Genomic DNA, 24,967 nt, shown 5'->3' on the forward strand with positions numbered 1-24,967 from the left:
AAGTTGTTTCGCTTCGTTTCCTGTGTGTAATTTCTGCTATAGACCAAACAGTCAGCTGTTGAAATGAAAAGCTTAACCTTTTAAGACATCCCAAAACATGCTGAAAGCTTGTTCTGTAAACTCTCTATCATCGATTTTTTCCGGGTGTTCCATCAGGTAATTGGTGATGCCATCCAAGGTCCCCTGAGCAGTATCAATCATTAAACCAATGGGAATGGCTTTCAAAATGTCGTTTTCCTGTCCCTCTTTTAAAAGTTCCTGAATGACATGAAAGCGTTGTAATCCCAATTCACGAGTTAAGGTTGAAATAAAAGGAGAGTAGCTGTATTGGCTGTAGAAGAACTGATGATCGGGGTGACTTATTGCCCAATTAATGGCATTGTAAAAAACTTGACGAAACTTACTTTTAAGCGTGTCTTGTTCATTTACTTGCTTGGTTAAGGCCTGGATCAGAATTTCTTTGGTCTCCAGATACAGGGTGTTAATGAGCTCTTCTTTTGTTTTGAAATGATGAAACAGGGTGCCTGTTGCTACGCCGGCTTCTTTTGCGATCATCGATGTAGGGGTGGCGTGAAAACCGTTTTCTACAAAAAGTTTAAGAGCTGTCTCGAGTATTTGTTGTCTTTTATCTTTCATGATTCGAATTGACTAATCAGTCGGTAAAGCTAACTTTTTCCGAGGAAACAGCCAAACTACAGTTCATCGAATTGACAGATAGGCTGTTTGTTTTTTTTACTCAAGATGTTAAAACGTATTTTATGCTTTAACATCTTGAGACTTTTTATGTTCTTTTTGCTCAACAATTCTTTCTGCATAATGGTTATTGATAAAGTAAAATCGAAACACATCGCTGATTTCTAATGCAATCGCAAGACAGAGAAGACAGACTTACCGGGAGGAAATCGCAAAATGTTGTTTCTTGTTTTTATTCAGTTTAAATTAGTATTATCCTATTTTACCAAGATAACAAACAACCTAAAAAACAAATGAAATGATAAACAAAATCCATAGCCTGGGGGGCTATATTCACGAGTATCAGAAGAGCATCGCTAATCCCGAAGCTTTTTGGACCCAGCAAGCAGAATGCTTTTTTTGGCGAAAGCGTTGGGACAAAGTTTTCGATTGGAATTTTGATGAGCCTAACATTCAGTGGTTTGTAAATGGTAAGCTGAACATTACAGAAAACATTTTTGAGCGTAACCTTTATACGCATGGCAATCAGGAGGCCATCATCTGGGAGCCCAATGATCCGAATGATGAAACCCGCACGCTGACGTATTCAGAACTTTATCAGGAAGTGAATAAGTTTGCTAACACCCTGAAACGTTTAGGTGTTGGTAAAGGAGACCGGGTCGCTATTTACATGCCCATGGTTCCTGAACTGGCGATTGCTGTTTTGGCTTGCGCCCGCATCGGAGCCATTCACTCGGTGGTCTTTGCCGGATTCTCAGCCAATGCTCTCCAGGAACGAATTAACGATGCCACGGCAAAAGTGCTGTTAACAGCCGATGGCGGTTTTCGGGGAGATAAAATTACACCGCTGAAGAAGATTGCGGATGAAGCTTTGGAAAGTTGTCCAACCATTGAAACAGTGGTGGTGTTGAAACGAACCAATTCGGAAGTGGATATGGTTGTAGGACGCGATATCTGGTGGCATAAAGCGATCGATGGACAATCTGATACTTGTCCGGCTGAAGAGATGGATTCAGAAGATCCTTTATTTATCCTTTATACTTCTGGTTCAACAGGCAAGCCTAAAGGAATTGTGCATACCACAGGAGGCTACATGGTTTACACGGCTTATTCCTTCTCCAATGTATTTCAGTATCATGTAGATGATGTTTATTTCTGTACGGCTGATATCGGCTGGATTACCGGACACTCCTACATCGTTTACGGGCCTTTGTTGGCTGGCGCCAAAACCTTGATGTTTGAAGGAGTTCCAACCTGGCCAAATGCCGGGCGCTTCTGGGATATTGTAGCCAAACACAAAGTCAATCAGTTTTACACGGCGCCGACAGCCATTCGGGCATTGTTGGCAAAGGGGAATGATTTTCTGGAAGAAAAGAAACTTCAATCGCTTAAAGTATTAGGAACGGTTGGTGAGCCAATCAATGAGGAAGCTTGGCATTGGTATCACGACCATGTGGGATTAAACCGATGTCCAATTGTTGATACTTGGTGGCAAACAGAAACCGGTGGAATTATGATTTCGCCTTTGGCGGGAATTACACCAACGAAACCATCTTTTGCAACCTTGCCTTTGCCGGGCATTCAACCCATTATCATGAATGGTGATGGAAAAGAACTGACTGGCAATTCGGTTGAAGGGAATTTGTGTATCAAGTTTCCGTGGCCAGGCATCGCTCGCACCATTTGGAACGATCACCAACGGTTTAAGGATACCTATTTTTCAACCTACAATAAAATGTACTTTACCGGAGACGGTGTAAAGCGAGATGAAGATGGGTACTACCGGATTCTTGGGCGCGTTGATGATGTGATTAACGTATCCGGACACCGATTGGGGACTGCCGAAATTGAGAATGCCATTAATGAGCATCCATTGGTGAATGAATCAGCTGTGGTTGGTTATCCGCATGCGATTAAAGGACAGGGAATTTATGCCTTTGTGGTTTGTGGTGAATTGTCAACTGGAGGAGAAGAAGGTATTCGTAAAAGTATCATGCAAGGGGTAACTAAAATTATTGGTCCTATTGCACGGCCTGACCTCGTGCAGCTTGTTCCTGGCCTTCCAAAAACAAGAAGTGGGAAGATTATGCGCCGTATTCTTCGGAAAGTGGCGGAAGGAGATGCAACTAATTTGGGAGATATAACGACTTTGCTGGATGAAGACGTGGTTGATAAGATTATTGATGGAGCATTAGTTGATGTGAAAAGATAAGGTTAAATCGTACCTCTAAAAAGGAGCTATCAGTGCTCCTTTTTTTATGATGTAATCTTTGTGTTAAAAGTGATTTACCGGAAATTAGAAAAAGAACATGGATGCTTTTTCTAATTAATTTTGGATAAAATGAGGGACAGAAAAGAAAGATTGTTACAGAGAACATAAAGAGTGTAGTAACGTATTGAGAAAGTAGTCGGATTAGTTGAAGGAGTATTCGCGAAGTTCGCACAATCTCGTTTTTTAAAACCTTTTAAAAACAACAAATATCATGACAGTAGACAGAACTTTTGGAATAGGCATTAACAGCAATGAGCCTGAGGTGTCAGCTAAAAAGAAAATTCAATATATCAACTTGAAATTAGCTGCTGATGGTTATCCAACATGTATGCCGGGGCTTAAAACCGATTTCTTGGAGATGGCCAGACCATTGTTGAATAATTATAATATTAAATCACAGCTGCTTTCCAAAAAGAATTCGCCAATGGGAGAGCGGATTCAGGATTTTCTGAATGATTTTTTGAGTGATGTCCCTGGCAATAATCAGTTTACTTTTCCAGGACACCCATTCATTCTTGATCGTCATGGATTGGCCCGGATTGTTTCAATGCCCGGCGATGCCGATTATTATGAAACAGATATTATTAAAAGTTTCCGTACCGCTCAAGGAGTGTTGAATAATCCGAAAGAAGATCGCCGGACAACAAAAGGCGTTTTCCATGTTAGTGAAGGTGGGTTACCTATTCCCGACGATAAAAAATCGGTTCCCAAGGTGACCTTTTGCAAATTGTTGCAAGCTGCTCTTAATCCGCCACGAGAGCTGATGCGTTTGCCATTTACGGCTAACCAGGAAAAGCAGGCTGAATTATTTGTCAAGCTGATGCTTCGTCCAATTGTTGTTCCTGAAGTTCCGGGTGTGATGAAAGAAAAATCGATGGAAATCTGTTTTCTCGCACCAGGTAGTTTGGTGTCAAACCTCGATTTTGTGGAGTCGATTTTTGGAAATGCTGGCGATCCTTTCTTGCCAGAGAATGATGCAGCGCTTTCGCCAGACAACTGGACCGGACATAGCGGATGTGTTATTTTAGCGCCTCATTTGACCAAATTAACGAAGAAAGAATTAGGCCTTCCTCATTTTGATAATGCGACCGATCGCCAAAAACGCGATGGCATGTGTTGGACAGAAGAGGGCGAAAAATATAACGATGGAACGGCATTCAAAATTACTGCTCGTACCGAGCAGGGAATTGCGGTTACATTAATTGCAGATAACTATTACGGGTATTGCAAGAAAGAAGTAAAAACCATGATTGGCTATTCGGCCAACCTTTATGGGTTAGCTGAAGAGGAACACGCCGGAGGTGCTATCGCTTTCAGAAGCTATAATCTGGGGGAAAAGTGCTACATGGATGAAAGGCTTCCAACCAACGGGTTGACTTTTGCCTCATTCCTGTATTTATTTGCTGATATGCTTGAGCTGCGGGAAGAAGGTTATGCTGTTGATAAGCAATATCGCGATGTTATTTACATTCCGGAAGATTCGCGTTTCGATCTGTTGAAGCAAACCATCACATGGAATAAGGGGAATAAAGAGCAGCTGATTAAGCTGCTTCCATACAAGCATTACATTTACCCCAATGGTTACCGGGTTGAAATGAGAAAGCGGATTGAAGGTCCGAAATGGCATTTGGTGGGAACCGTTGCTGAGGGAACGCTTTGTCATAAGCCATGTACCGTGTCGGGTGGTGGAAAATCGGAGATCTCAAAATCGATTGAGGATGCCATGATTCAAGGATCCGTAATCGTAGCTGACTTGAACGCTGATCTGGATATCGTTGAGGAAATCATGTCAAAAGATTTCTCAAAACGTTTTAAAGTTCCGGCAGACTATTCAGTTAATAAATCGCGCCATATTTTGAGTCGCCGCAGATCGCTGGGATCGGTAATCAAATTGCTGACACCAGCCGAAGAATATACCGAAGAATACAACGATTGGGTAAACTCATTGCCACAACGAATTAAAGTGTTGGTGTATGTAATCAAAGGAAATTACAGCGAAGATTGGGATAAAGATTGGCGGAAATATTTTTCTGTTGATAAAATCAATGGGGTGCCTGGAAATGAGTTGAAATTCCAAAATAATAAATTGTTGTCAAACTACTTGCGTGTAGGACATGACACCGATAATAGCTGGCGTATTTTCTTGCTTCGTCAGGATTACAACCCATCGAGCAAAGTGCAATTTGAGGATGATATCACCGCCTCGGTGGTGTTGGATGCGAAGAAACTGGAAAACCTGAATCCAGAATACAGAAACAGCAGTGTCAAGATTGTGAAGAACTGTGAGTCTCGCTTGTTCCAGCGTCCGGATGACTGTGTAATTAAAGGGTATGACAAGCAGGGCGAAAAGGATCTTTCCAGTCCAAATACCTTCTTGTCGAACTTCGAACCCTTAACGCGTAAGCAGGTGCAGGAAATTAAGGACGATGCTATCGGTTTTGAATTGTACACCCAACCAGTGAAGGACTTGATCAACAACTTCCTGTCAAGTGATAAACCAGAATATTTGGTTGTACCTTCTGAGCCTCGTTTGGTTAACGGAAAGCCTTCTAAAAACCCACGGTACTTACAAATTCGCCCTGATCTGGTTGATCCGGTGAATAAGTATGTTGCGGAGGTGACAACGCGTATTTTCCGGAAAGTTCCTTTGGATAAGGCTGTTTACCTGCCTGTGAATGCGGTCTTGCCAGGAAGACGTAATAACCCGGCTGAACCGGCAAATAACGTACCTCCATTGGCTGTTTATAACCCGATTCATTACCAAGAGTTGCCAGAGCTTTTTATTGATTTTATCTGTAGCATTACTGGAAAATCACCTTCAACAACTGGCTTCGGTTCTGAGGGAGCATTAACCAAAGGGCCTTTCAACTCGTTGTTGCCGGCTTCTGACTTGAACAACGCATTCCTTTCATACATCTTGACAGGTTACGATGGATTTTCATCGGCTGCAGGCTATGTTGGACCAAAATACAAAGTCGATCATGATATCAGCTTGTTGGTTCCTGAAATTTGGTGCCGCATGTCAGTCGAGGAGCGGGATCCTGAATTCTTGATTAAGAATGGATACCTGGAGAAAATTGAAAACTTTGTTTACAAAGGAAAGCCGGTTGACGCCAGTTTGTTGGGATACCGGATTACCTTGAAGTTTGTAACACACTTCATGGCACGTATTTTCAGTAAGCCTGATGCTGTTTTCAATGAGGAAATGCTGCGTCCAGAAACTCAGGACATGGAAACTTTTGTTGCTTCAATCGACAACTTGTCAATCACTCAAAAACGGGTGGCAGAAGGATTCCTGCGGGACAATACGGTTGATCAACTTTGCCCTCCATTGAAAGCCTTGATTTATGTAATGACTGAAGGAAATTACAAGGGAATGGATCGGAATGATCCGGAGTTCCGGGCGATGTTCACGCGTGATGCAGTTCTGAATAGCGATTGGTACAAGGAGCGTTTGATTGAGAAACAAAAACGCGACATCGCTCAATGGACCAAAAATGTAGCGTACATGGAAGAGGTGATTGGCCGTCAAAATTTTGCTGAAACTTCGGTGCGTTTAGGTTTGCCTGAGCGTTTGGCGGAAGCTCGAGGAACCTTGAAAAAGGTTTCCTCTTCAGCTTATCTTGATAGTCTACAAGGAACAATTGGTGTTGATACCTTATCACCAATTGCCGATTAAAATATTACGAATTGATTAGAAAGGAGTTCTGCGGAACTCCTTTTTTTATGGTGTAATCTTTTAGTTAAGCTTTGGTTTAGCAGTTTGTTTAAAGTCATGAATAAGTTTGATACGATGTTACTTTTGATTTTTAAAGAACCAATTTTCAGATTATGAAACTAAAATATGGTGTTGTAGGAACAGGAGCCTTGGGTGGATTTTATGGAGGAAAGCTAGCCAAAGCCGGGCATGATGTTCATTTTTTACTTCGTAGTGATTTTGAACACGTCAAGGAGCAGGGATTGAAAGTTGACTCCGTTGATGGTGATTTTTTACTTCAACCAATTGCTTGTTACAACTCCGCTCAGGACATGCCGGTGTGCGATGTTGTTTTGGTTTGTATGAAAACTACGGGTAATCATCTGTTGCCAGAATTGTTAGACCCGATTATTGATGAGCAAAGCCTGGTGATTCTGGTTCAAAATGGTTTGGGCATTGAGGAGCGCTTGGCTCAGGAAGTTCCTCATGCAAGTGTTGCCGGAGGAATTGCCTTCATTTGCGCACATAAAGTTGGGCCAGGCCATGTCAGTCACTTGGATTTGGGCCGGTTGATTTTAGGCTTGCACACTTCTACGGGAAATGAATTGCTGCAGCAATGTCAGCAGGATTTTGAGCAAGCAGGTGTTCCTGCTCAGCTTGCTGAAAACTTAGGGTACATCCGTTGGCAGAAGTTGGTTTGGAATGTGCCGTTTAATGGTTTAGCAGTCGTGCTGAATACAACGACGGATCAACTGATGAAGCAAAAAGAAACCCGCGAGTTGGCTCATGAAATGATGCACGAGGTGATCTTTGGAGCTAAGAACTGTGGTTACGATCTGGATCCCGATTTTGCGGATAAAATGATCCGGACAACAGAGAAGATGACACCCTATGCGCCAAGCATGAAGCTGGATTTTGACAACCGCAGGGCAATGGAGATTGAGAGTATTTATACGTCACCTGTTCAAGCAGCCCGTCAGGCCGGATTTGAGATGAAGAAAGTAGCGATGCTTGAAAGTCAGCTGCGGTTCATCGCCAGCCAGATGGAAAATTGGAAGATTAGAGTATCAGAAGGTTAGAATGTTGACAGATTAAAATAGAAGAAGTTGCAAAAAAACACAGTGTTCTCTGGGGGTGAAAACTAGAAAAATAACAGAGCGCCACGGAGATTGAGAAGTGATTATCTCGATACTACTGCAAAGAATTTCAATGAAAGTTTTAGAGGCGGCAAAAAATAAAAGAGGACTCGTTTTGAGTCCTCTTTCTTTTATCTGTTAATGATGCACATGCTCATTGTAAACTCGTTTTAACCACGGTAGCAGGAGTAGAATAATCAGGAAGGCACCGGCCGTTAGCAGGGCGTTGGTCAGGAAAAAATTGGATTTCTTTTCAAACAAATCCCACATACCCGAAAGTACGCCGGAAAGCTTGTTTCCAATAGCGGTTGATAGGAACCAACCTCCCATCATCAAAGCGGCGATTCGGCGAGGAGCAAGTTTTGATACCAGTGATAAGCCCATTGGACTTAAACAAAGCTCTCCAACTGTAATTACACCGTAAACGCCAAATAACCAAGCAACAGAAGCTTTGTCTGCTCCATTGCCTGACATGACTGCTGCGGCAACCATGACTAGCCAGGATACGGCTGAAATGAGCATCCCCCAGGCAATTTTGCCAGGAGTTGATGGCTCTTTTCTTCGGCGTCCAAGGAAGGCAAAGAAAGCAACAACCAATGGTGTTAGCACAACGACAAAGAACGGGTTAATGGAAGCCTGAAGCTCGGTTGGCCACAACACCAGTTTTCCGAAACTGCTCTTTGAGCCATCTTTAATTTGTGCCCATTCTTGCTCTGTGATATCGTCTGGCTTACCATCAAGATTACCTTGAGGAAGCTCGCCGGTATAGTTGTCAAAGTAATAGCTTGGTCCTTGCTCTGTTCCAAGACTTTCGCCATGCAGGCCAGTAATTTGACGCTCGCGAGGAACTGTTGACACTTCTTCGCTGCTGGCAATCGTATTAATTACGACTTCCATTTTAGGGCCTAGTTCTCGATCGGTGTTATTTTTAGCCCAATAGGTAAGTGCTGAACCATTTTGGTGGAATACCGCCCAGAAAATGATAACAACGCCAAAAATCGAAAGTAAGGCGGCGATAGGAGCTTTCTCTGTTTTGTCAGCAGTCCGCCAAGTATTGAAGAAGAAATAAAGGACCGGAAGACAGAAGAAAATGAATGCATCGTTCGAGTCTGATCCAAAAATATTGTTAGGAATAATCCAGCCAATGGCTGCGGCAGCAAAGGCTGGTAAAAACAAAACGGTGAATATACGGGCCAGCGAAAGATCATTTTCCCGTTTAGGTGAGATTTTGTCAGCTTCCTTAATCTCAGGAACACGCCAGTTCCCCCAGGCAAACCAAAGAACACCGATGAGCATGCCTACTCCGGCAGCAGCAAAAGCCCAGCCCCAGCCATAAGAAAGACGCAGCCAGGCAGCGACGAAATTACAAACAAAGGCACCAATGTTAATTCCCATGTAAAAGATGTTGTACCCTGAATCTTTCAAATGTTCATACTCAGGTTTTTCATATAGTTTTCCCAATAAAACGGAAACGTTGGGCTTGAACAGTCCATTTCCGAGAATGATAAGTAGCAAGGAAATGTAGAAAGCCATCATGCTATTGGGGATAGACAAGCCAATGTAGCCGGCTGCCATAAATAGGCCTCCGATATAGATGGATCTTCTGTAACCCAGAAAACGGTCAGCCAGCAAGCCTCCAAAGAAGGGCGTGAGGTAAACTAAGGCCAGGTAGGTTCCGTAAATATCGGCTGCTTCCATGTTGCTCATGCCTAGTCCAGCAAATTTTGCAGTCTCGGGAGCAATCATGTAAAGGGTGAAGATTCCGAGCATGAGGTAGTAGCCAAAGCGCTCCCACATCTCGGTAAAAAAGAGAATCATTAATCCTTTAGGATGTTTGTTTTTCGCCATAATTTGATTTTTTCTATTTAGTATATACACTTCGATTACAATGATAAAGAGCTTGTAAGTTAATCAAAATGATAAAACCCCAGTATTTCTTTTGAGCTTTTATTGGATGCCCGTTGAGGTAAAAAAAAACCGGACAAGATGCCGGTTTTTTAAGTTTCTTATAATGAGATTTTTCTATTTGATTCCTTTCATCATCTTTTTCAGCTTTAGAGAAAGAGCCAGCTAGATCGTTGTAGCTCCATTCGTTTTCTGTCTGAAAACATGAATCTCTTAGCTATAAGATTAGTGGATTCCTTTCATCATCTTATTCAATTTTGGAGCAATTAAGAATGCGACTCCTGCAAGAATAATCGAATAGATGGCAATAAAGTAAAATGTAGGAAGACCTAACCAAAGGCAGATGGCTGTCATTGCAGCTGCAAGATAGTTTCCTAAAGCAATTGATGCAAACCATGTTCCCATCATCACAGAAGTAATCTTGGGAGGTGATAGTTTGGTGATCATTGATAGGCCAACAGGAGACATGCAAAGCTCTCCCATCGTATGTAAAAGGTAAACAAATACAAGCCATAGCGGACTTACTAGTCCAGTGGCAGCTTTATCGTTAGCAATACCAATAATCAAGAATCCGATTGACAAAAAGACAAGTGAGAAACCAAATTTATTTGGTGTTCTCGGGTTTAGTTTCTTTGCTGAAAGCTTATCCCAGACGATCGTGAATATAGGAGCTAAGATTACGATAAATAGTGCGTTTACAGATTGGAACCAAGATGCTGGAATTTCCCAACCAAACACAACGCGATCAGTCATATCTTTTGCGAAGGTGTTAAAAGATGTTCCAGCTTGTTCAAATCCAGACCAGAATGCAATATTGAAGAAGGCCAAGACCACAATCACACCGACACGGCTCCATTCCGTTTTTCCGTTTGTATTGGTGAAAATAGTATATCCCAAGTACCCGAATCCACCGATTGCGGCTCCAATAGCAATAATATCAGTTACAATTTTAGGAACTGACAAAATACCAAAGACAATTGCTAAGATTCCGCCGCTAATGGCCAAAGCATTAATAACAACTTTTCCCCAGTCTGCTTTACTCAGCCGTTTTTTGATATTGCCGTCATCTTTTGGGCGTAATCCAATACTGTATCCTGTAACTCGTTGTTCTATTGTTGTTTCTTTAAGGAACAACCAAATGATAGAGGCAATCATTCCAGTACCAGCAGCAACAAATCCCCAGTGCCAGCCAATCTTTTCAGCCAACGTACCTCCAATGAAGTTAGTGACTAAGGCTCCAAGGTTAATTCCCATATAGAAAATCGTGAAGCCGTTGTCTCGCTCATTATCTCCTTTTTGGTAGAGCCCTCCAACCATTGTTGAAATCACCGGTTTGAAGAATCCGTTCCCTAAAATTAATAGGCCTAAGCCGGAAAATAGGAAAAACTGCTGTATGTGGTGTAGTTCTCCGGTGTGTGTAACTTTACCGTAGTAAGAACCAAATGCCATGGCAAATTGTCCAAATGCCATCATAAGTGCACCAACATATATCGAAAAGCGTTGTCCCCAGATCTTGTCAGCAATAATCCCTCCGGCAATCGGAGTTAAATACACAAGCGAAGTGAATAGCCCGTAAATCGAATAGGCTGCCGTTCTGTCTAGCCCAAAACCGCCGCTGGCTAATTCCGCCGTCAAAAAGAGGACGAAGAATCCTCTCATTCCATAATAACTAAAGCGCTCCCAGAACTCTGTTGCAAATAGCGTTGATAACCCTGCGGGATGTCCAAAGAACGCTGTATCTCTATTGCTTGACATAATTTGATTTGAATTTTGGTGAAGAGCAAAGATAGCATCTTTTTGTTTTTTTACTTGGTGAAAAGTCAGCATTTATTGCTATTTTGACTCGGTCCAATTACAAGAAGTCAGTCCTGATTTTTAGAATGTTTTTGTATTTTAGAGAGAAATTAAAAGCCCATGAAAATCTTCTCAACTCAACAAATAGCTGTTATAGATCAATTTACTATTGAACAAGAGCCCATATCAGATCTGGATTTGATGGAGCGAGCTTCGCTTCAAATGACGAATTGGGTCGTTCAGAATATTTCCAACGAAAAGAAACTAATGTTTTTTGCAGGCCCTGGCAATAATGGAGGAGATGCACTAGCAGTCGCTCGCCTATTGGCGGACCTTGATTATCAGTGTGAAATGTTTGTTCTTGACTTCGGAAAAGGACTGAAAGGAGCTCCTGCTCAAAATTTGATTCGATTAAAAGAACAAAGGAAAGTGCTCGTTCAAATGATCGCATCAGAAGACGATCTTCCGGTGATTGAAAAAGAACATGTTGTTTTGGATGGTTTGTTTGGCTCTGGTTTGAACCGAATGTTGGACGGCTTGCCTGCAACCATTGTAGAACGGGTTAATGCTTCGGGGGCAAAGGTTGTGGCTATTGATATTCCTTCAGGTTTGATGGGGGAAGATAATTCGACAAATGATAGGAGCCGGATTGTGAAAGCGGAGCATACCTTGACCTTGCAGTTTCCAAAGTTGAGTTTCTTCTTCCCCGAACATGAAGCATTGTTGGGGAAAGTGGAGGTTCTTCCCATCGGATTGCATCCGCAAGTGATAGAAGAAACCGAAACGCCTTATTGCTTGCTAGAACCGGATTTATTAGAGCAAAAGCTGATTTGTCGTTCAAAATTTTCGCACAAAGGAACTTTTGGGCATGCTTTGTTAATCGCTGGCTCGTATGGCAAGATGGGAGCGTCGGTCTTGGCGGCCAATGCTTGCTTGCGGTCTGGAGTTGGGCTGTTGACTGCTCATTTACCTCATTCAGGTTATCCTATTATGCAAACGGCTTTGCCTGAAGCCATGTGTTCCATCGATCCTTCGGATTTGATGTTTACTGAATTTCCTCCGCTCGATCACTTTTCGGCTATTGGCATTGGCCCTGCTCTGGGGGTTAAACCGAATTCGCGTCGGGCATTAAAACAGTTGCTGGAGGCTAAGCCCGGAAAAATTGTTCTGGATGCTGATGCTTTGAATATTTTATCGATGCATCCGGAGTGGTTGAAGCTTTTACCTGTAGAAGCTATTTTAACACCTCATCCGAAAGAATTTGAGCGCTTAGTGGGGGAGTCGTCCAATTCTTATACCCGTTTGCAACGGCAGCGTGATTTTGCTCGGGAATATCAAGTGTATGTGGTATTGAAAGGGGCACACACCAGCATTGCTACTCCTGACGGGATGGTGTATTTCAACAACACCGGTAATCCGGGAATGGCCACTGCCGGAAGCGGAGATGTATTGACGGGGATCATTTTAGGTTTGTTGGCGCAGGCATACGAACCACTTGATGCCGCCTTGTTGGGCGTTTGGATTCATGGTGTTGCTGGCGATTTAGCAGCTGAGAGGAGTGGTTATCATGCCTTGATTGCAAGCGATGTGATCCAGTCGTTGGGGAAGGCTTTTTTGTCTTTGAGGAAATAAAACAGCACCTTTGACTGTTATATAATTTAAGTAGAAAAGCAGTAAAATATGGAAATTTTGAAACTTGCTTTTACAATTGAAGTGAGTTTGATTATTTTTGACTTCAATTTAAATCGATTAAACAAATGAGAACATATTTGATATTGGCCTTGTTATTGGTCACCTCCTCTGTTTTTGCTCAGAGAAATGATAAGCGAAAGGATGATGAGGCTGGGGTCGTTCCATCGGAAGGAGTAATATACAGTTTACCACGTACCGGAATTCGGGTTCATGTGAAGGCGAAACAAGAGAAGTTCTTTCACGGTCCGTATTTTCAATATGCAGAGGCTTTGCTGGGAATCAAAAATGCACCAGCACTGGATTATGAGCGTTGGACAATTACTGACATTCAGATTGAGACTTTTAGCGAACCAGACCCTGATCAGGTGTATAAAGCCATGGGAGGGCCAGCTGCTTTGCTTAGCTTGACGGAGTCGGGCGTATTGGCTGGAATTAACCAGGAAGTTACATTTGAAGATGAAGCCTATTCGGTATCTACCTTCCTTGGCGATACTAAAACTCCGGATTTTCCATTTTTGGATTTATCGCTAAATCCTTTCTATGAGCGCGGCGATTCAACAACGAATAATGCCATTGTTACAAAGTCGCTCGAAGCAAAAGCACAGGAAGCAGCTCATACCATTACCAAGTTGCGGAAGCGTCGTTTTAAATCGTTGGCAAATGCTTACGAAGAGCAGTTGCCAGATGGACGTGCTTACAAATTAATGGTTGAAGAGTTGGATAAACTGGAAGAAGAATATGTTGGTTTGTTTGTTGGAAAAACTTACAAGAAGACATTTGATTATAGTTTTGACTTTATTCCGGGAGAAAAATCAGTCTCCGGTGAAGTTGCCTTCCGTTTTTCTGAAAACAAAGGGGTATTGCCCAAAACGGACTTGAGTGGAAAACCAATTGTGATCGATTTGAAGAAGTTGGAGAATTTGACAGCTGCTCAAGATCGAATGAAAGCTATAGCAAGTGCCGGATCAGGAGCAAGTGGGGTTTTCTATCGCATGCCAGGAAAAGCCGAAGTAAAGGTGATGAATGGGATGAATATCATGGCAGTTAGTCGAGCTACAATTGCTCAGTTTGGTACGGTTGCCTCTATGCCTGAAAGTTTACTTGATGGTAGCTTCCGGATTAGCTTCCATCCTAAAACTGGCGCAATAAAAAGCGTTGTAGAACAATGAAAATAAAGGGGCTACTTGGTAGCCAGATCAAAGAATAGAATGGAAAGCTCTGTGCCTCGATGGTACAGGGCTTTTTTGTTATCGAGACAATTGGTCGGAAATGTTTTATTCAAAAGCTTTGATGAGTCTGGTGGATTGGCGGCCATGCCGAGTAGTATCGATCCTTTGAGTGAAAGTTTGCCTATCGCCTGATTGGTGCAGCCATCATGTTTAAGTTTAGTAACTGATAAATTTCAGAACAAGTTTGCCCATTTAATTGTAATTTTAAGCAATTCGTGTATACTGTTTAAAAATAAGTTTATTCACAGTTATTGTATCGATACCTTAAAGCTCTTTCTTTGAATCATCGCGATAAAAGGGGGGCAACCAGGGATCGCGACAATCAAAAAATAGAGAATTATGAGTAAGGTAATTGTTGACCTGGAGCCCAAACTACTTTGGAAGTATTTCTATCAACTAACGCAAATACCACGTCCATCGAACCATGAAGAAAAGGTTCAGGAGTTTGTATATAATTTCGGAAAAGAGCTGGGGTTGGAAACCCTGAAAGATGAAGTGGGAAACATCATTATTAAGAAACCTGCAACGCCGGGCATGGAGAATCGTAAAGGTGTTATTTTGCAAGGGCACTTGGATATGGTTCCTCAAAAAAATAGCGATAAAGAACATGACTTTACCAAGGATCCAATTGAAGCTTATATTGATGGCGATTGGGTAACAGCCAACGGCACAACTTTGGGAGCAGACAATGGTATTGGCGCTTCTGCAGCAATGGCCGTGTTGGCTTCAGATAATCTGAAGCACGGCCCCATTGAAGCGCTGTTTACAGCAACTGAAGAAACCGGAATGGATGGAGCAGAAGGCTTAAAACCTGGCGTGCTTCAAGGGGATATTTTGTTGAACACCGACTCTGAAGATGAAGGTGAGTTGTACGTCGGTTGTGCCGGAGGCGAGGATGCTAATTTACGCTTTACTTATGCCGAAGAAAACGTACCGGACGGTATGGTGGCGTTGGAATTGGCAATTACCGGGCTAAAAGGGGGGCACTCCGGAATGGATATTATTTTGCAACGAGGGAATGCCAACAAGTTATTCTTCCGTTTATTACAGGTTGCTTATCCTGAGACGGGCGTGCGGTTGGCTTCAGTTAATGGCGGTAGCTTACGCAATGCTATTCCGCGTGAGGCCTTTGGTATTTTAGTGGTCGAAGAAGCAAAAGTTGAACAACTGAAGGCGTTGATGGATGCTGAATTTGCTCTTGCAAAAAATGAGTTGGCAAAAACGGAGCCTGACATGCAATTAAGCCTGACTTCAACAGACTTGCCGGCTGAGTTAATTGATGAATTGACTCAGGTGCGGTTGACGCAAGCGATCCTTGCTTGTCCAAACGGCGTTATTCGAATGAGTGACAGCATGCCGGGATTGGTTGAAACTTCGGTGAATCTGGCTAGTGTGAAGTCCGAAAATGAAGGGAAAACCATTTCGATCGCTTGTTTGATGAGAAGTTCTGTTGATTCGGCAAAAGCTGACTTGGGACGAAGCATTGATGCCGTATTTCGTTTAGCAGGTGCCGAGGTGAAGTTTTCAGGAGCCTATCCTGGCTGGCAACCCAATATGGACTCTCCAATTTTAAAAACAATGCAGGGCATTTATGAAGGGAAGTATGGTAAAATCCCTCAGGTAAAAGCGATTCACGCTGGTTTGGAGTGTGGCATTTTAGGAGGAACTTATCCGAACTGGGATATGATTTCTTTTGGTCCAACGATTCGTTTCCCTCACTCTCCAGACGAGAAAGTAAATATTGAAACGGTTAAGAAATTTTGGGATTTCTTGGTTGAAACCTTGGAAAACATTCCAACGAAATAAGATTTTCAAAAGAATAGTTGAAGAGGCTGGCGGTTTGTCAGCCTCTTTTCTTTTTGTTAAGATGTGCTTTTCCCTTTCGGTTTTATTGCGCCGGAGTGAATAAAGTAACCGTTTGATCAACGGGTTCTAAAGTTTTCAAATAGGCATAAATCGCTTTTAAATCCTCGGTTTTCATTTCAGCGTAGAAGGTCCAGGGCATCAGCGTTTGAAATTCTCCAGGCGGAACACGATGAGGAGTGTAATCGGATTTGGAGAACGCTTTGAAACGTTGAATGAATTGTTCTTCGTTCCAACTGCCTATGCCGGTTTCATGAGGTGTGATATTTGCCGAGCGCAAAATTGCTCCGTCCGGAAATTTGAACTCCATACCTCCGGCAAAGGGTTGCCCTACAAATTGACCTTTTTCCTGTCGGGTATGGCAATCATTACAAGAGGCCGCTGTTACCAGGTATTTCCCGTAGTTGATCAGGTCCGTTTCTGCAGGGCGAGTGCTGAGTTGTGCTTCTTTGGGGATCGTATTGATAATGAGATTCATTGGGAAATCAGATGCCGAGGCTTCAGTTTCATGTTTAATAGGTTTGAGTGATCGGATATAAGCAATGACTGCATAAATGTCCTCCTTGTCTAGCTTTCCGTAGTTGGGGTGAGGCATAATGGGAAATAAGGCCCGACCATCTTTAGCTACACCGGATGTTACCGCTCGGAAGATTTCGCCATCTGTCCAGTTCCCTAGTTTCGCAGGAGTGATGTTGGGAGAAATGTAGCGTCCGGGAAATCCCAGGTTTTGGTCAAAAAGCTCGCCTCCTTGTCCTTCGGTGCCAGCAACCATTGGAGCCGTAAAAATGCTGTAGTCTCGCTCAGAGTGACAATCCATGCAAACCATAACATGATTGGCCAGGTATTCTCCTCGTTGTAGGCGTTCATCTGTAATTTCCACAGTTATCGTTGGAGCTTCGCCTACATTGGGGAGCATTACTTTGATATACGAGAGAACAAGAGCAATAACTAATACGAAGAAGCCTACACCATAAGCCAAAATCCGAATCACTTTTCTTTTCATACAGGGAACTTTTAATCAATTATCATTTAGAACGATAGCGAATGATCCGCGTGATTAAAAATAGTTAATAAATAAATACCTGCATGTCTTATTCTTAGTGTTTGTCAACAGCTTAACAACTTCGTTTTCTTGTTTTTAGAAAATTGTGTTTCGAAAGGAGCACAATTTGCCAAAACGTCCTAGTTCGATTTTATACGTTTCTCAATGTATTTGGAGTTCATAATGCGCAGAACGCCCATGTAATCCATTTCAAATTCCAATAGCGAACCAACCTGGTAGTTTTCCTTGTTCTCACCAAGGTCAACCACAAGCATGTCTGATGAAGCACCAACAATTTTCAAGTTCTTGTTTTTTAGTTTGATGTGCTTTTCATCAATGTCTAAAAGTCCGAGATCAATCAAAGCCCGGTTAGAGGTTTCAGATAAGTCGGAATCTTCAAAAATGATGGTTTCCCCAAGGAGATTTTTGCCGAGTTCGCCAATTGGACGCATCCGCTTTTCTGTTAATTCAATAATTTCAGCATGAAGTTGAAAGGCGTTGTTTTCCATTTGGTCAAAGGTGACATTGTTGTAAACATCGGTCCCCAAAAAGAAGGTTTCGCCAATACGGAAATGGTTAATTCCCTTGGGGAGAAGACCTTGAAAAATGAGCGGAACTGTTACTGAAGCGCCACCAGAAACGTATTCAATCTCTTTGTTAAACTTGGCTTCGATAAGCTGCTCATAAAGACAGAGTTGAACCAGTTTATCGTGACTGGGCAAAATCCCGTACATGCAGGTTAAATTTGTTCCTATGCCAACTACTTCAATGTTTGGTAGCTTAAAAACAGCATCATAAAAGTCCAAAAATTCTTCTTGAAGAACACCTTCCCGGAGTTCTCCAGTTTCAATCATGATGATAATTTTGTGTGTTTTTCCTTGTTTTTTAGCCTCTTTTGAAAGGAGTTCGATGGTGTGTCTTTCGGTGTTGAAACTAATGTCGGCATATTTCACGATTTCATCAATGGAGTGTTTTGGTGGTGGTTTGATATAAACCGTCTCTACTTGGTCTGAAATGGATTTGATAACCTTAAGGTTGGAAACACGAGAGTCACAGAGTTGTTTGATTCCAAGTTTTATCACCTCTTCAAGATAGGTTTTATTGCCGCACAAGAGTTTGGAGACAACAGCCCAGGTTATTCCGTTTTTTGAAAGTAGCTTTTCTAAGTAGTCGTAGTTCTTTTTTAGTTTTTGAGTATCTAATGTGATGTAAGCCATAACTAAACTAATTGTGTGTTTTTGTTTGATTTTTGGGTTTGAACGTTTTGTGGGCGTTTGTTGCTTTTTTGAATATAGTTTGTGTAGAAAGTAATTTTACATATTAGAACTTTGTGATTTGGGATTCTTTTGTGTTCGGAAAAATATTTTCTAATTGTACTTATAAAGTGGATGAAGTAGGAGGGTTTTCTAAACTTTCAATAGCAATGTTGTGTGTAAATGGAACGAGCATAGATTCTTGTTTTAATCTTTGTTTTTGTTCTGACATATGTGAAAACAACCATTATGGAGCATTGTTCGTATTTTTTTCAAAAAATAGTTGGTGTAGGAAGTATCTGAAAAATGAAAGAGCAATGGAAGAACCATCACTCTTTCTAAAAATCGGCTTAACTCGTGCTTTATTCAGTTGTTCCTTTTAGGTATTTGTTCAGGAAGTTCAAAATGTCACTATAACCTTTTATCTCATTCTCCTTCTTAATAAAGCCATGTCCTTCGTCAGGGAAGATCACGTATTCTACGGGCACATTATTGGCTTTTATGGCTTCAACCATCTCGTCTGATTCGATTTGCAAAACCCGAGGATCATTGGCTCCTTGCAGAACCATGACAGGATTTTTTACATTTTCGGCATGGAAGAGCGGAGAGATATTATATAAACGCACCGAGTCTTCGGTGAATGGATCTCCCAATTCAGTGTATAAAGCCTGACGGAATGATTCCCAATAAGGAGGAATGGATTTCAACGTACGCAGCCAATTGGTTACTCCGAAGATGTTAACGCCCACTTTAAATTCGTCGGGGGTGAATGCCATAGCCGCCATGGTCATATAGCCGCCATAACTACCACCGATGATTCCTATTTTTTCAGCATCGATATATTTCTGCTCTTGAAGCCATTTTTTACCCCAAATGCAATCTTTCAGGTCTTTATCGCCATGATTTCGATCGTCCATCTTATAGAAGGTTTTTCCGTAGCCACTACTTCCGCGGTTATTGACCGCCAAAATTGCATAGCCGTGATTCACCAAGTATTGGATTAATGCGAAGTAGCCCGTGCGCGATTGGCCGCCTGGACCACCATGAACCCACACCAATGCCGGAACCTGATTGTTCTCTGTAGCCATTAAAGGTTTGTAATAAATTGCTGGAATTTCAGTTCCATCAAAAGATGAAAAGCGAACGACTTCGGCTGAAACCAAGTCTTGAGGATCAATTTCAGGATTGCGTGTTTCTGTTAGCTTCTTTAATTCTTTCGTTTCGAAATTATAGACATAAATGTTGTTGGGAGCTTTGGAGGTTCCGATGGTTAAGCGCAACAATTCTTCACTGTCTGAAAAACCTACAGCAACAATGTTGCCGTCTGGAATTTCAGGAAAATCAACTTGTTCGTTGGTGGCGTTGTTTTTTACAAGTAAGGTGTTCTTACCATCTTCATTTATGGCTATTACCCTGAATTTCTCATTTTCGCTGAGGTAACTGTACATTACATCCCAATTGGTTTCAAAGAGTGCTGTCTTTTTCCCGGTTGCAATTTCGTATTGCATCAAATAGGCAAACTCTTTTCCAGCGTTGGTGATGTAGAAAAAGAAGTTGTCATCTTTACTGAAACCGGAACTACTGTATTGTCCTGGTTCGTCAGATATCTCGATTGTTTTTTCTGTGTCGCGGTTGTAAAGGAACAGTTTGCTTTCACTGGTGGTGATTGTTTGGTTTAGTCCAAATAATCTTTCATTGTGAGAAATTCCCGAAATGTTGAGGCCTTCATCGTTTTGGTAGATCATTTCAGCTTCCCAGTTTTCAGTGTCCATTTTGTAGAAATCGAAAAACTTCGGATCTCTCTTGTTTGACACATAGTACAGATACTGGTCGTCATCGCTCCATCCGGCAAACTGTGCTTTTTCGTTCTCGCCTGGTGTTAGATCAACCGTGCTCCCATCGCTTTTTAACAGGTAAAGATGGTCAATTTCATTGCCTCCTTTATCGGCCGAGTAGATAATTTCCCCGGTTGTTGGAACATAGTCGCTGGCAAAAAACGATTCTTCTTCAGAGTGAGTGATTTGTTGTTTGCTGCCATCAGCAATGGTGATTTCGTAAACATTGAAGATACCTGATTCATCACTGCTTACCAGCAACTTTGTTTCATCATTAGAAAAAGCACCTCCTCCGATACGCGTATTTTTATAGAATTGCTCAATGGAGTACTGTTTGGGAACATGCTTTTCCGGTGTTTGTGTGCAGGCCAACAGAAACAAGGCCGGTAACAGAAAGACTAGTTTTCTCATAGTGTTTTACTTTTTATTAGTTAAAGGGAGTTTTGGATTTGAATTTTAGGAACAGCATTTTGGTTAAGTTTATGAGGCAATCCTTTCTGCTCGTTCCTTCCCGTTGATTTTGAAAATTGCTTGCCGCTGGAGTCTTTTAGGATTACAGTTAACTAAAATAGTTAATTATCAGGACTAAAGGAATGGGGGGTTGTGTTTTATAGGACATGTTTTTTGACGAGATCGTAGACTCTGATACTAGAAATCTAAAGAGGATCAGAAAAGAAATAGCACCAATTTTGGTGCTATTTCGATGACTTATAAAAGAAGTTATAAACTCTTTATTTCGTTGACTAGTGTTTGTAAGGTGTCTTTTGCATTTCCAAACAACAAACGTGTTTTATCATCAAAGAACAGGCTGTTTTCGATCCCTGCATATCCCTTGCCTCGTCCGCGTTTCATCACAATGATGTTTTTCGATTCGTGTGCTTTTATAATGGGCATTCCGGCAATCGGACTGGACGGATCATTGAGGGCAGCAGGGTTGACGACATCGTTTGCACCAATGACGACCGAAACATCGGTATTGGGCATGTCGGGATTGATGTCTGCCATTTCAATCAGCTTGTCGTAAGGCACATCGGCCTCGGCCAACAACACATTCATGTGTCCGGGCATACGACCGGCAACCGGATGAATCGCATAACGCACATTGACTCCTTTTGAGCTTAGCAGTTCATCCAATTCATGACAGACATGCTGGGCTTGGGCAACGGCTAGGCCATAGCCTGGGATGATAACGACATTTTGTGAATAAGCCAGCAAAACAGAGGCATCGCTCATGGTCATTTCTTTCATGGTGCCTTCTTCTCCGGTCCCCGAAGAACTGCTTCCTCCAAAAGCTCCAATGATGACATTGAGCAAGGACCGATTCATTGCTTTACACATAAGCAAGGTTAAGATACTTCCGGCTGCACCCACCAGAATCCCTCCCAGAATCATGGCTTGGTTGTTATAAATAAAGCCGGCCATGGCAGCTGCTATTCCTGTGAAACTATTAAGAAGGGAAATAACAACAGGCATATCGGCACCGCCAATCGGCATAACGAAAAGAACTCCGTATAACAATGAAATGGCCAATAACAGGTAAATGGCCCAGTTGAGTTGTGCCGGAGTTTGCCCTGAAAGTAGGATGAATAAGGCGAGAGCTAGTGTGCCTCCCAAAAGAATGAGGTTGACAAAGCTCATGTAGCTTGCGCGTATGTCTTTGACTTTACCATCCAATTTTCCATAGGCAATCATACTTCCGCTGAAAGCAATGCTTCCGATAATTAGCCCCAGAAGGGTGACTAAGACCGAGCCCCAGTTACTCATATCGGCATTCGGGAATTCAAGCAGGGCAACCAAGGCAGAGGCAGCACCTCCGGTTGCATTGTAAAACGACACCAGTTGGGGCATGGCCGTCATTTTTATTTTGCGGGCAATAACCCATCCAATGGCCGAGCCCACACCAATGGCAGCCATGATGATCCAAACATTGGCTAAAGGGATGCCTGCTCCTGAATCGTTTTTATGTAGCAAGAGGGTGGTTGCCATGGCCAGCAGCATCCCACTGGCCGCATAAAAATTCCCTCGACGTGCGCTTTCGGGGTGGCTTAGGAGTTTTAGCCCTATAACAAAAAGCAGGGCGGCAAGGAGGTAGCTGAGTTCCAATAGGGTTTCCCCAATCGTAAAGTCTATTCCGTTGAGTGTTCCAAGTACGCTATCCATAGTTCCTCCTATTTTTTCTTCTTTTTAAACATTTCAAGCATACGGTCCGTCACCACAAATCCGCCAACAACATTGAGCGTTCCGAAGATAACGGCAAAAATACCGAGGATAAGTTCGGTGTTGAGCGTGGTGGCATCTGCATGCCCAACAAGAATAATTCCTCCGATGATAATGACTCCACTGATGGCATTGGCTCCCGACATAAGCGGGGTGTGAAGGACTGCTGGAACGTTTGAAATCACTTCAATTCCCAAAAAGATGGATAGAGCAATGATGAATATGGCTTCCTTGTAGGTGTAGAAAAATATCAGTATTTGATCCATGATAGTTCGTTTTAAGGTTGAATGATTGACCGGACACGTTCGTTGACAATTTCTCCCTGGTGAGTAATGCAGGTGCCTTTCACGATAGCATCATCGAAATTCAAGGAGAATTCGCCTTCCTCGTTAAACAGGAGTTCCAAGAAATTGAGGATGTTTTTCCCAAACATTTTGCTGGCATCAATTGGCATTTGAGAAGGATAGTTGGATTGTCCAATAATGGAAACCCCATATTCAACAACGGTTTCATTGTCTTTTGAAAGTTCGCAGTTGCCTCCTGTTGAGGCGGCCAGGTCGATAATGACTGAACCGGGTTTCATTTTAGCAACGGCTTCTTTGGGAAGTAGCAGAGGAGCCTTACGTCCGGGAATTTGAGCGGTACAAATAACCACATTGGCTTTTGCTGCATGTTCGTTGATTGCCTGTTGCTGCTTTTGCTTAAAGTCTTCGGATTGTTCCACGGCATAGCCTCCGGCTGCCGAATCTTCTTGAGCCCCTTCCACTTCAATAAATTTGGCCCCAAGGCTCATCACTTCTTCTTTAACAGCCGACCGTACATCAAAAGCTTGGACTTGTGCACCCAGCTTGCGGGCAATGGCAATGGCTTGCAGGCCTGCAACTCCTGCTCCCAACACCAAAACGGTGGCTGGTCGGATCGTTCCCGCCGCTGTCATAAACATGGGGAAGAAGCTCGGCAGTTTAAGGGCTGCTTCCAGTACGGCTTTGTACCCGGCAACAGTGGCCTGAGACGATAAAACATCCATGGCTTGTCCGCGGGTTGAACGCGGAATGGCATCCATGCTGAAGGTCGTTAGTCCTTTGGATTGAAAACTTTTAACCAACTCAATATTCCAGAGCGGGTTGTACTGACTGAGCCAAATTTTTTCCTGGCTTAGAGAAGCAACCAATTTATCATCGGGAGCTTGAATGCCAATCAGAAAGTCTGCTTGTTTGATTACTTCACTACGTTGGGCAATGCTTGCTCCTGCTTCTTCGTAGGCTGCATCACTGGCCAAGGCAGACTCGCCGGCCCCCGTTTCGACAAGAACACTGACTTTTCGTTTGATCAGGCTCGCAACAACTTCGGGAAGGAAGGCTACCCGGCTTTCTGAATCGCTTTCTTTTAAGAGTCCAATACGCATAACTAGTCAATTTTAGTTATTGATTAAAATAGGCTGGTTGGGTATGTTGATTTTTGATGGTTTATCGATGACTCTCCACTAAGATAGCATTTTCCTGTTCTTTCTGAAAGAGTGGCAAGTATCACTTTGTAGCTTTTGGATGAGAAACAAGCGCTAAGGGCTGTTTTATTTACTCGCATTCACCAGCAGGTCGCTGCTTTGATCAATTTCTCAATTTTGTGAAAAACTATTTGCTAAAAAATGGGCATAAATCCTTGAAGAAAATATCTTTGCATACTCATTTTTAAAGTTAGAATTATGCAGACTTGGTTTGAATGCAAGGTAAAATATGTCAAAGTTGATCAGGATGGACGTGAACGTAAGGTTTCAGAATCTTATTTGGTCGATGCCGTTTCATTTACAGACGCTGAAACACGAATTGTTGAGCAAATGCAGCAAATTGTTCGCGGTGGCGAGTTTCATGTTGATAACATCAAGAAGTCAAATATTATCGAGATTTTTCCTCATGATAATGGAGAATACTGGTTTAAAGCAAAAATCAGCATTGTAACCATCGATGAAAAAGCCGGAAAAGAGAAAAAAGTGAATAACTATTTCTTGGTGGCTGCCGATGATTTTAAGCAAGCTTTACAACGTATGGAAGAAGGATTGTCTTATATTTTGGTTCCTTACCACATCACAGCGATGAATTTGAGTACGATTGTGGATGTTTTCCCTTACTTTAAAGATGAAGTTAATGAGCCACTTCCTCCACATTTGAAACGGATTGAACCAGAGCAAATGCCTGTTGAAAGCAGTTTTGAAGCGGAGCAGGAGGATGAAGCACCTCAAGGTGATTTTGAGGCTGAAGCTGCCGACGAAGCACCAACAGATGATGAAGAAATTGTAGACGAAGAATAATTAAAAAGCCGGAAGCAGACGCTTCCGGCTTTTT

The 24,967-nt window shown here is 42.5% G+C and carries 16 protein-coding genes; 7 read left to right on the forward strand and 9 right to left on the reverse strand.

Features of this window, described 5'->3' with window-relative positions; translation table 11 throughout:
• Positions 1 to 72 precede the first annotated feature (72 nt).
• Positions 73 to 636 (reverse strand): TetR/AcrR family transcriptional regulator, encoded by a 564-nt coding sequence (locus BM156_RS06810; protein WP_093919085.1) that lies wholly within the window; start codon positions 634 to 636, stop codon positions 73 to 75.
• A gap of 355 nt (positions 637 to 991) precedes the next feature.
• Here BM156_RS06810 and acs point away from each other — a divergent pair, with 355 nt between their 5' ends.
• From acs to BM156_RS06825, 3 genes are all read left to right on the forward strand, one after another.
• A complete protein-coding gene (gene acs / locus BM156_RS06815) occupies positions 992 to 2,905 on the forward strand; it encodes an acetate--CoA ligase (RefSeq protein WP_093919086.1) in 1,914 nt (637 codons plus the stop codon).
• A 271-nt stretch (positions 2,906 to 3,176) separates the two neighbouring features.
• Positions 3,177 to 6,644, forward strand: a complete 3,468-nt coding sequence (locus BM156_RS06820) for a PPi-type phosphoenolpyruvate carboxykinase family protein (RefSeq protein WP_093919087.1) — start codon at positions 3,177 to 3,179, stop codon at positions 6,642 to 6,644.
• A 152-nt stretch (positions 6,645 to 6,796) separates the two neighbouring features.
• Positions 6,797 to 7,741, forward strand: coding sequence for a putative 2-dehydropantoate 2-reductase (locus BM156_RS06825; protein ID WP_093919088.1), 945 nt, complete (start codon positions 6,797 to 6,799; stop codon positions 7,739 to 7,741).
• Positions 7,742 to 7,936: 195 nt separating this feature from the next.
• On the opposite strand, the gene BM156_RS06830 is transcribed toward BM156_RS06825, so the two are convergent.
• The gene (locus BM156_RS06830; RefSeq protein WP_093919089.1) at positions 7,937 to 9,646 is read right to left on the reverse strand and encodes a peptide MFS transporter; all 1,710 of its coding nucleotides are present in this window, start codon (positions 9,644 to 9,646) and stop codon (positions 7,937 to 7,939) included.
• A 282-nt stretch (positions 9,647 to 9,928) separates the two neighbouring features.
• Positions 9,929 to 11,530 (reverse strand): peptide MFS transporter, encoded by a 1,602-nt coding sequence (locus tag BM156_RS06835; protein WP_243745374.1) that lies wholly within the window; start codon positions 11,528 to 11,530, stop codon positions 9,929 to 9,931.
• Between the two features lie 87 nt (positions 11,531 to 11,617).
• On the opposite strand from BM156_RS06835, the gene BM156_RS06840 reads away from it, so the two are divergent.
• From BM156_RS06840 to BM156_RS06850, 3 genes are all read left to right on the forward strand, one after another.
• A complete protein-coding gene (locus tag BM156_RS06840) occupies positions 11,618 to 13,129 on the forward strand; it encodes an NAD(P)H-hydrate dehydratase (RefSeq protein ID WP_093919090.1) in 1,512 nt (503 codons plus the stop codon).
• 125 nt (positions 13,130 to 13,254) lie between these two features.
• Complete coding sequence (locus BM156_RS06845) at positions 13,255 to 14,358, forward strand: DUF4831 family protein (RefSeq protein WP_093919091.1); 1,104 nt, start codon at positions 13,255 to 13,257, stop codon at positions 14,356 to 14,358.
• Positions 14,359 to 14,757: 399 nt separating this feature from the next.
• Positions 14,758 to 16,224, forward strand: coding sequence for an aminoacyl-histidine dipeptidase (locus tag BM156_RS06850; RefSeq protein WP_093919092.1), 1,467 nt, complete (start codon positions 14,758 to 14,760; stop codon positions 16,222 to 16,224).
• Positions 16,225 to 16,306: 82 nt separating this feature from the next.
• Here the strand turns inward: BM156_RS06850 and BM156_RS06855 are convergent, their stop codons facing one another.
• The 6 genes from BM156_RS06855 to BM156_RS06880 all read right to left on the reverse strand — a co-directional run bounded on the left by BM156_RS06855 (position 16,307) and on the right by BM156_RS06880 (position 24,033).
• Positions 16,307 to 17,284, reverse strand: coding sequence for a c-type cytochrome (locus BM156_RS06855; protein ID WP_093919093.1), 978 nt, complete (start codon positions 17,282 to 17,284; stop codon positions 16,307 to 16,309).
• 179 nt (positions 17,285 to 17,463) lie between these two features.
• Positions 17,464 to 18,540 carry an alanine racemase gene (locus BM156_RS06860; protein WP_093919094.1) on the reverse strand — a complete coding sequence of 359 codons (1,077 nt, stop codon included), beginning with the start codon at positions 18,538 to 18,540 and terminating at the stop codon, positions 17,464 to 17,466.
• Between the two features lie 398 nt (positions 18,541 to 18,938).
• Entirely contained in the window at positions 18,939 to 20,822 is a 1,884-nt protein-coding gene (locus BM156_RS06865; RefSeq protein WP_093919095.1) for a S9 family peptidase, read from the reverse strand.
• 309 nt (positions 20,823 to 21,131) lie between these two features.
• On the reverse strand, positions 21,132 to 22,571 hold the full coding sequence (locus BM156_RS06870; RefSeq protein WP_244525717.1) for an NAD(P)(+) transhydrogenase (Re/Si-specific) subunit beta: 1,440 nt from the start codon (positions 22,569 to 22,571) through the stop codon (positions 21,132 to 21,134).
• An 8-nt stretch (positions 22,572 to 22,579) separates the two neighbouring features.
• Entirely contained in the window at positions 22,580 to 22,894 is a 315-nt protein-coding gene (locus BM156_RS06875; RefSeq protein WP_093919096.1) for an NAD(P) transhydrogenase subunit alpha part 2, read from the reverse strand.
• An 11-nt stretch (positions 22,895 to 22,905) separates the two neighbouring features.
• Entirely contained in the window at positions 22,906 to 24,033 is a 1,128-nt protein-coding gene (locus tag BM156_RS06880) for a Re/Si-specific NAD(P)(+) transhydrogenase subunit alpha (RefSeq protein WP_093919097.1), read from the reverse strand.
• A 297-nt stretch (positions 24,034 to 24,330) separates the two neighbouring features.
• Here BM156_RS06880 and BM156_RS06885 point away from each other — a divergent pair, with 297 nt between their 5' ends.
• Positions 24,331 to 24,933, forward strand: coding sequence for a DUF4494 domain-containing protein (locus BM156_RS06885; RefSeq protein ID WP_212733439.1), 603 nt, complete (start codon positions 24,331 to 24,333; stop codon positions 24,931 to 24,933).
• Positions 24,934 to 24,967: the final 34 nt, after the last annotated feature.

Source organism: Sunxiuqinia elliptica (assembly GCF_900113005.1).
GTDB lineage: Bacteria > Bacteroidota > Bacteroidia > Bacteroidales > Prolixibacteraceae > Sunxiuqinia > Sunxiuqinia elliptica.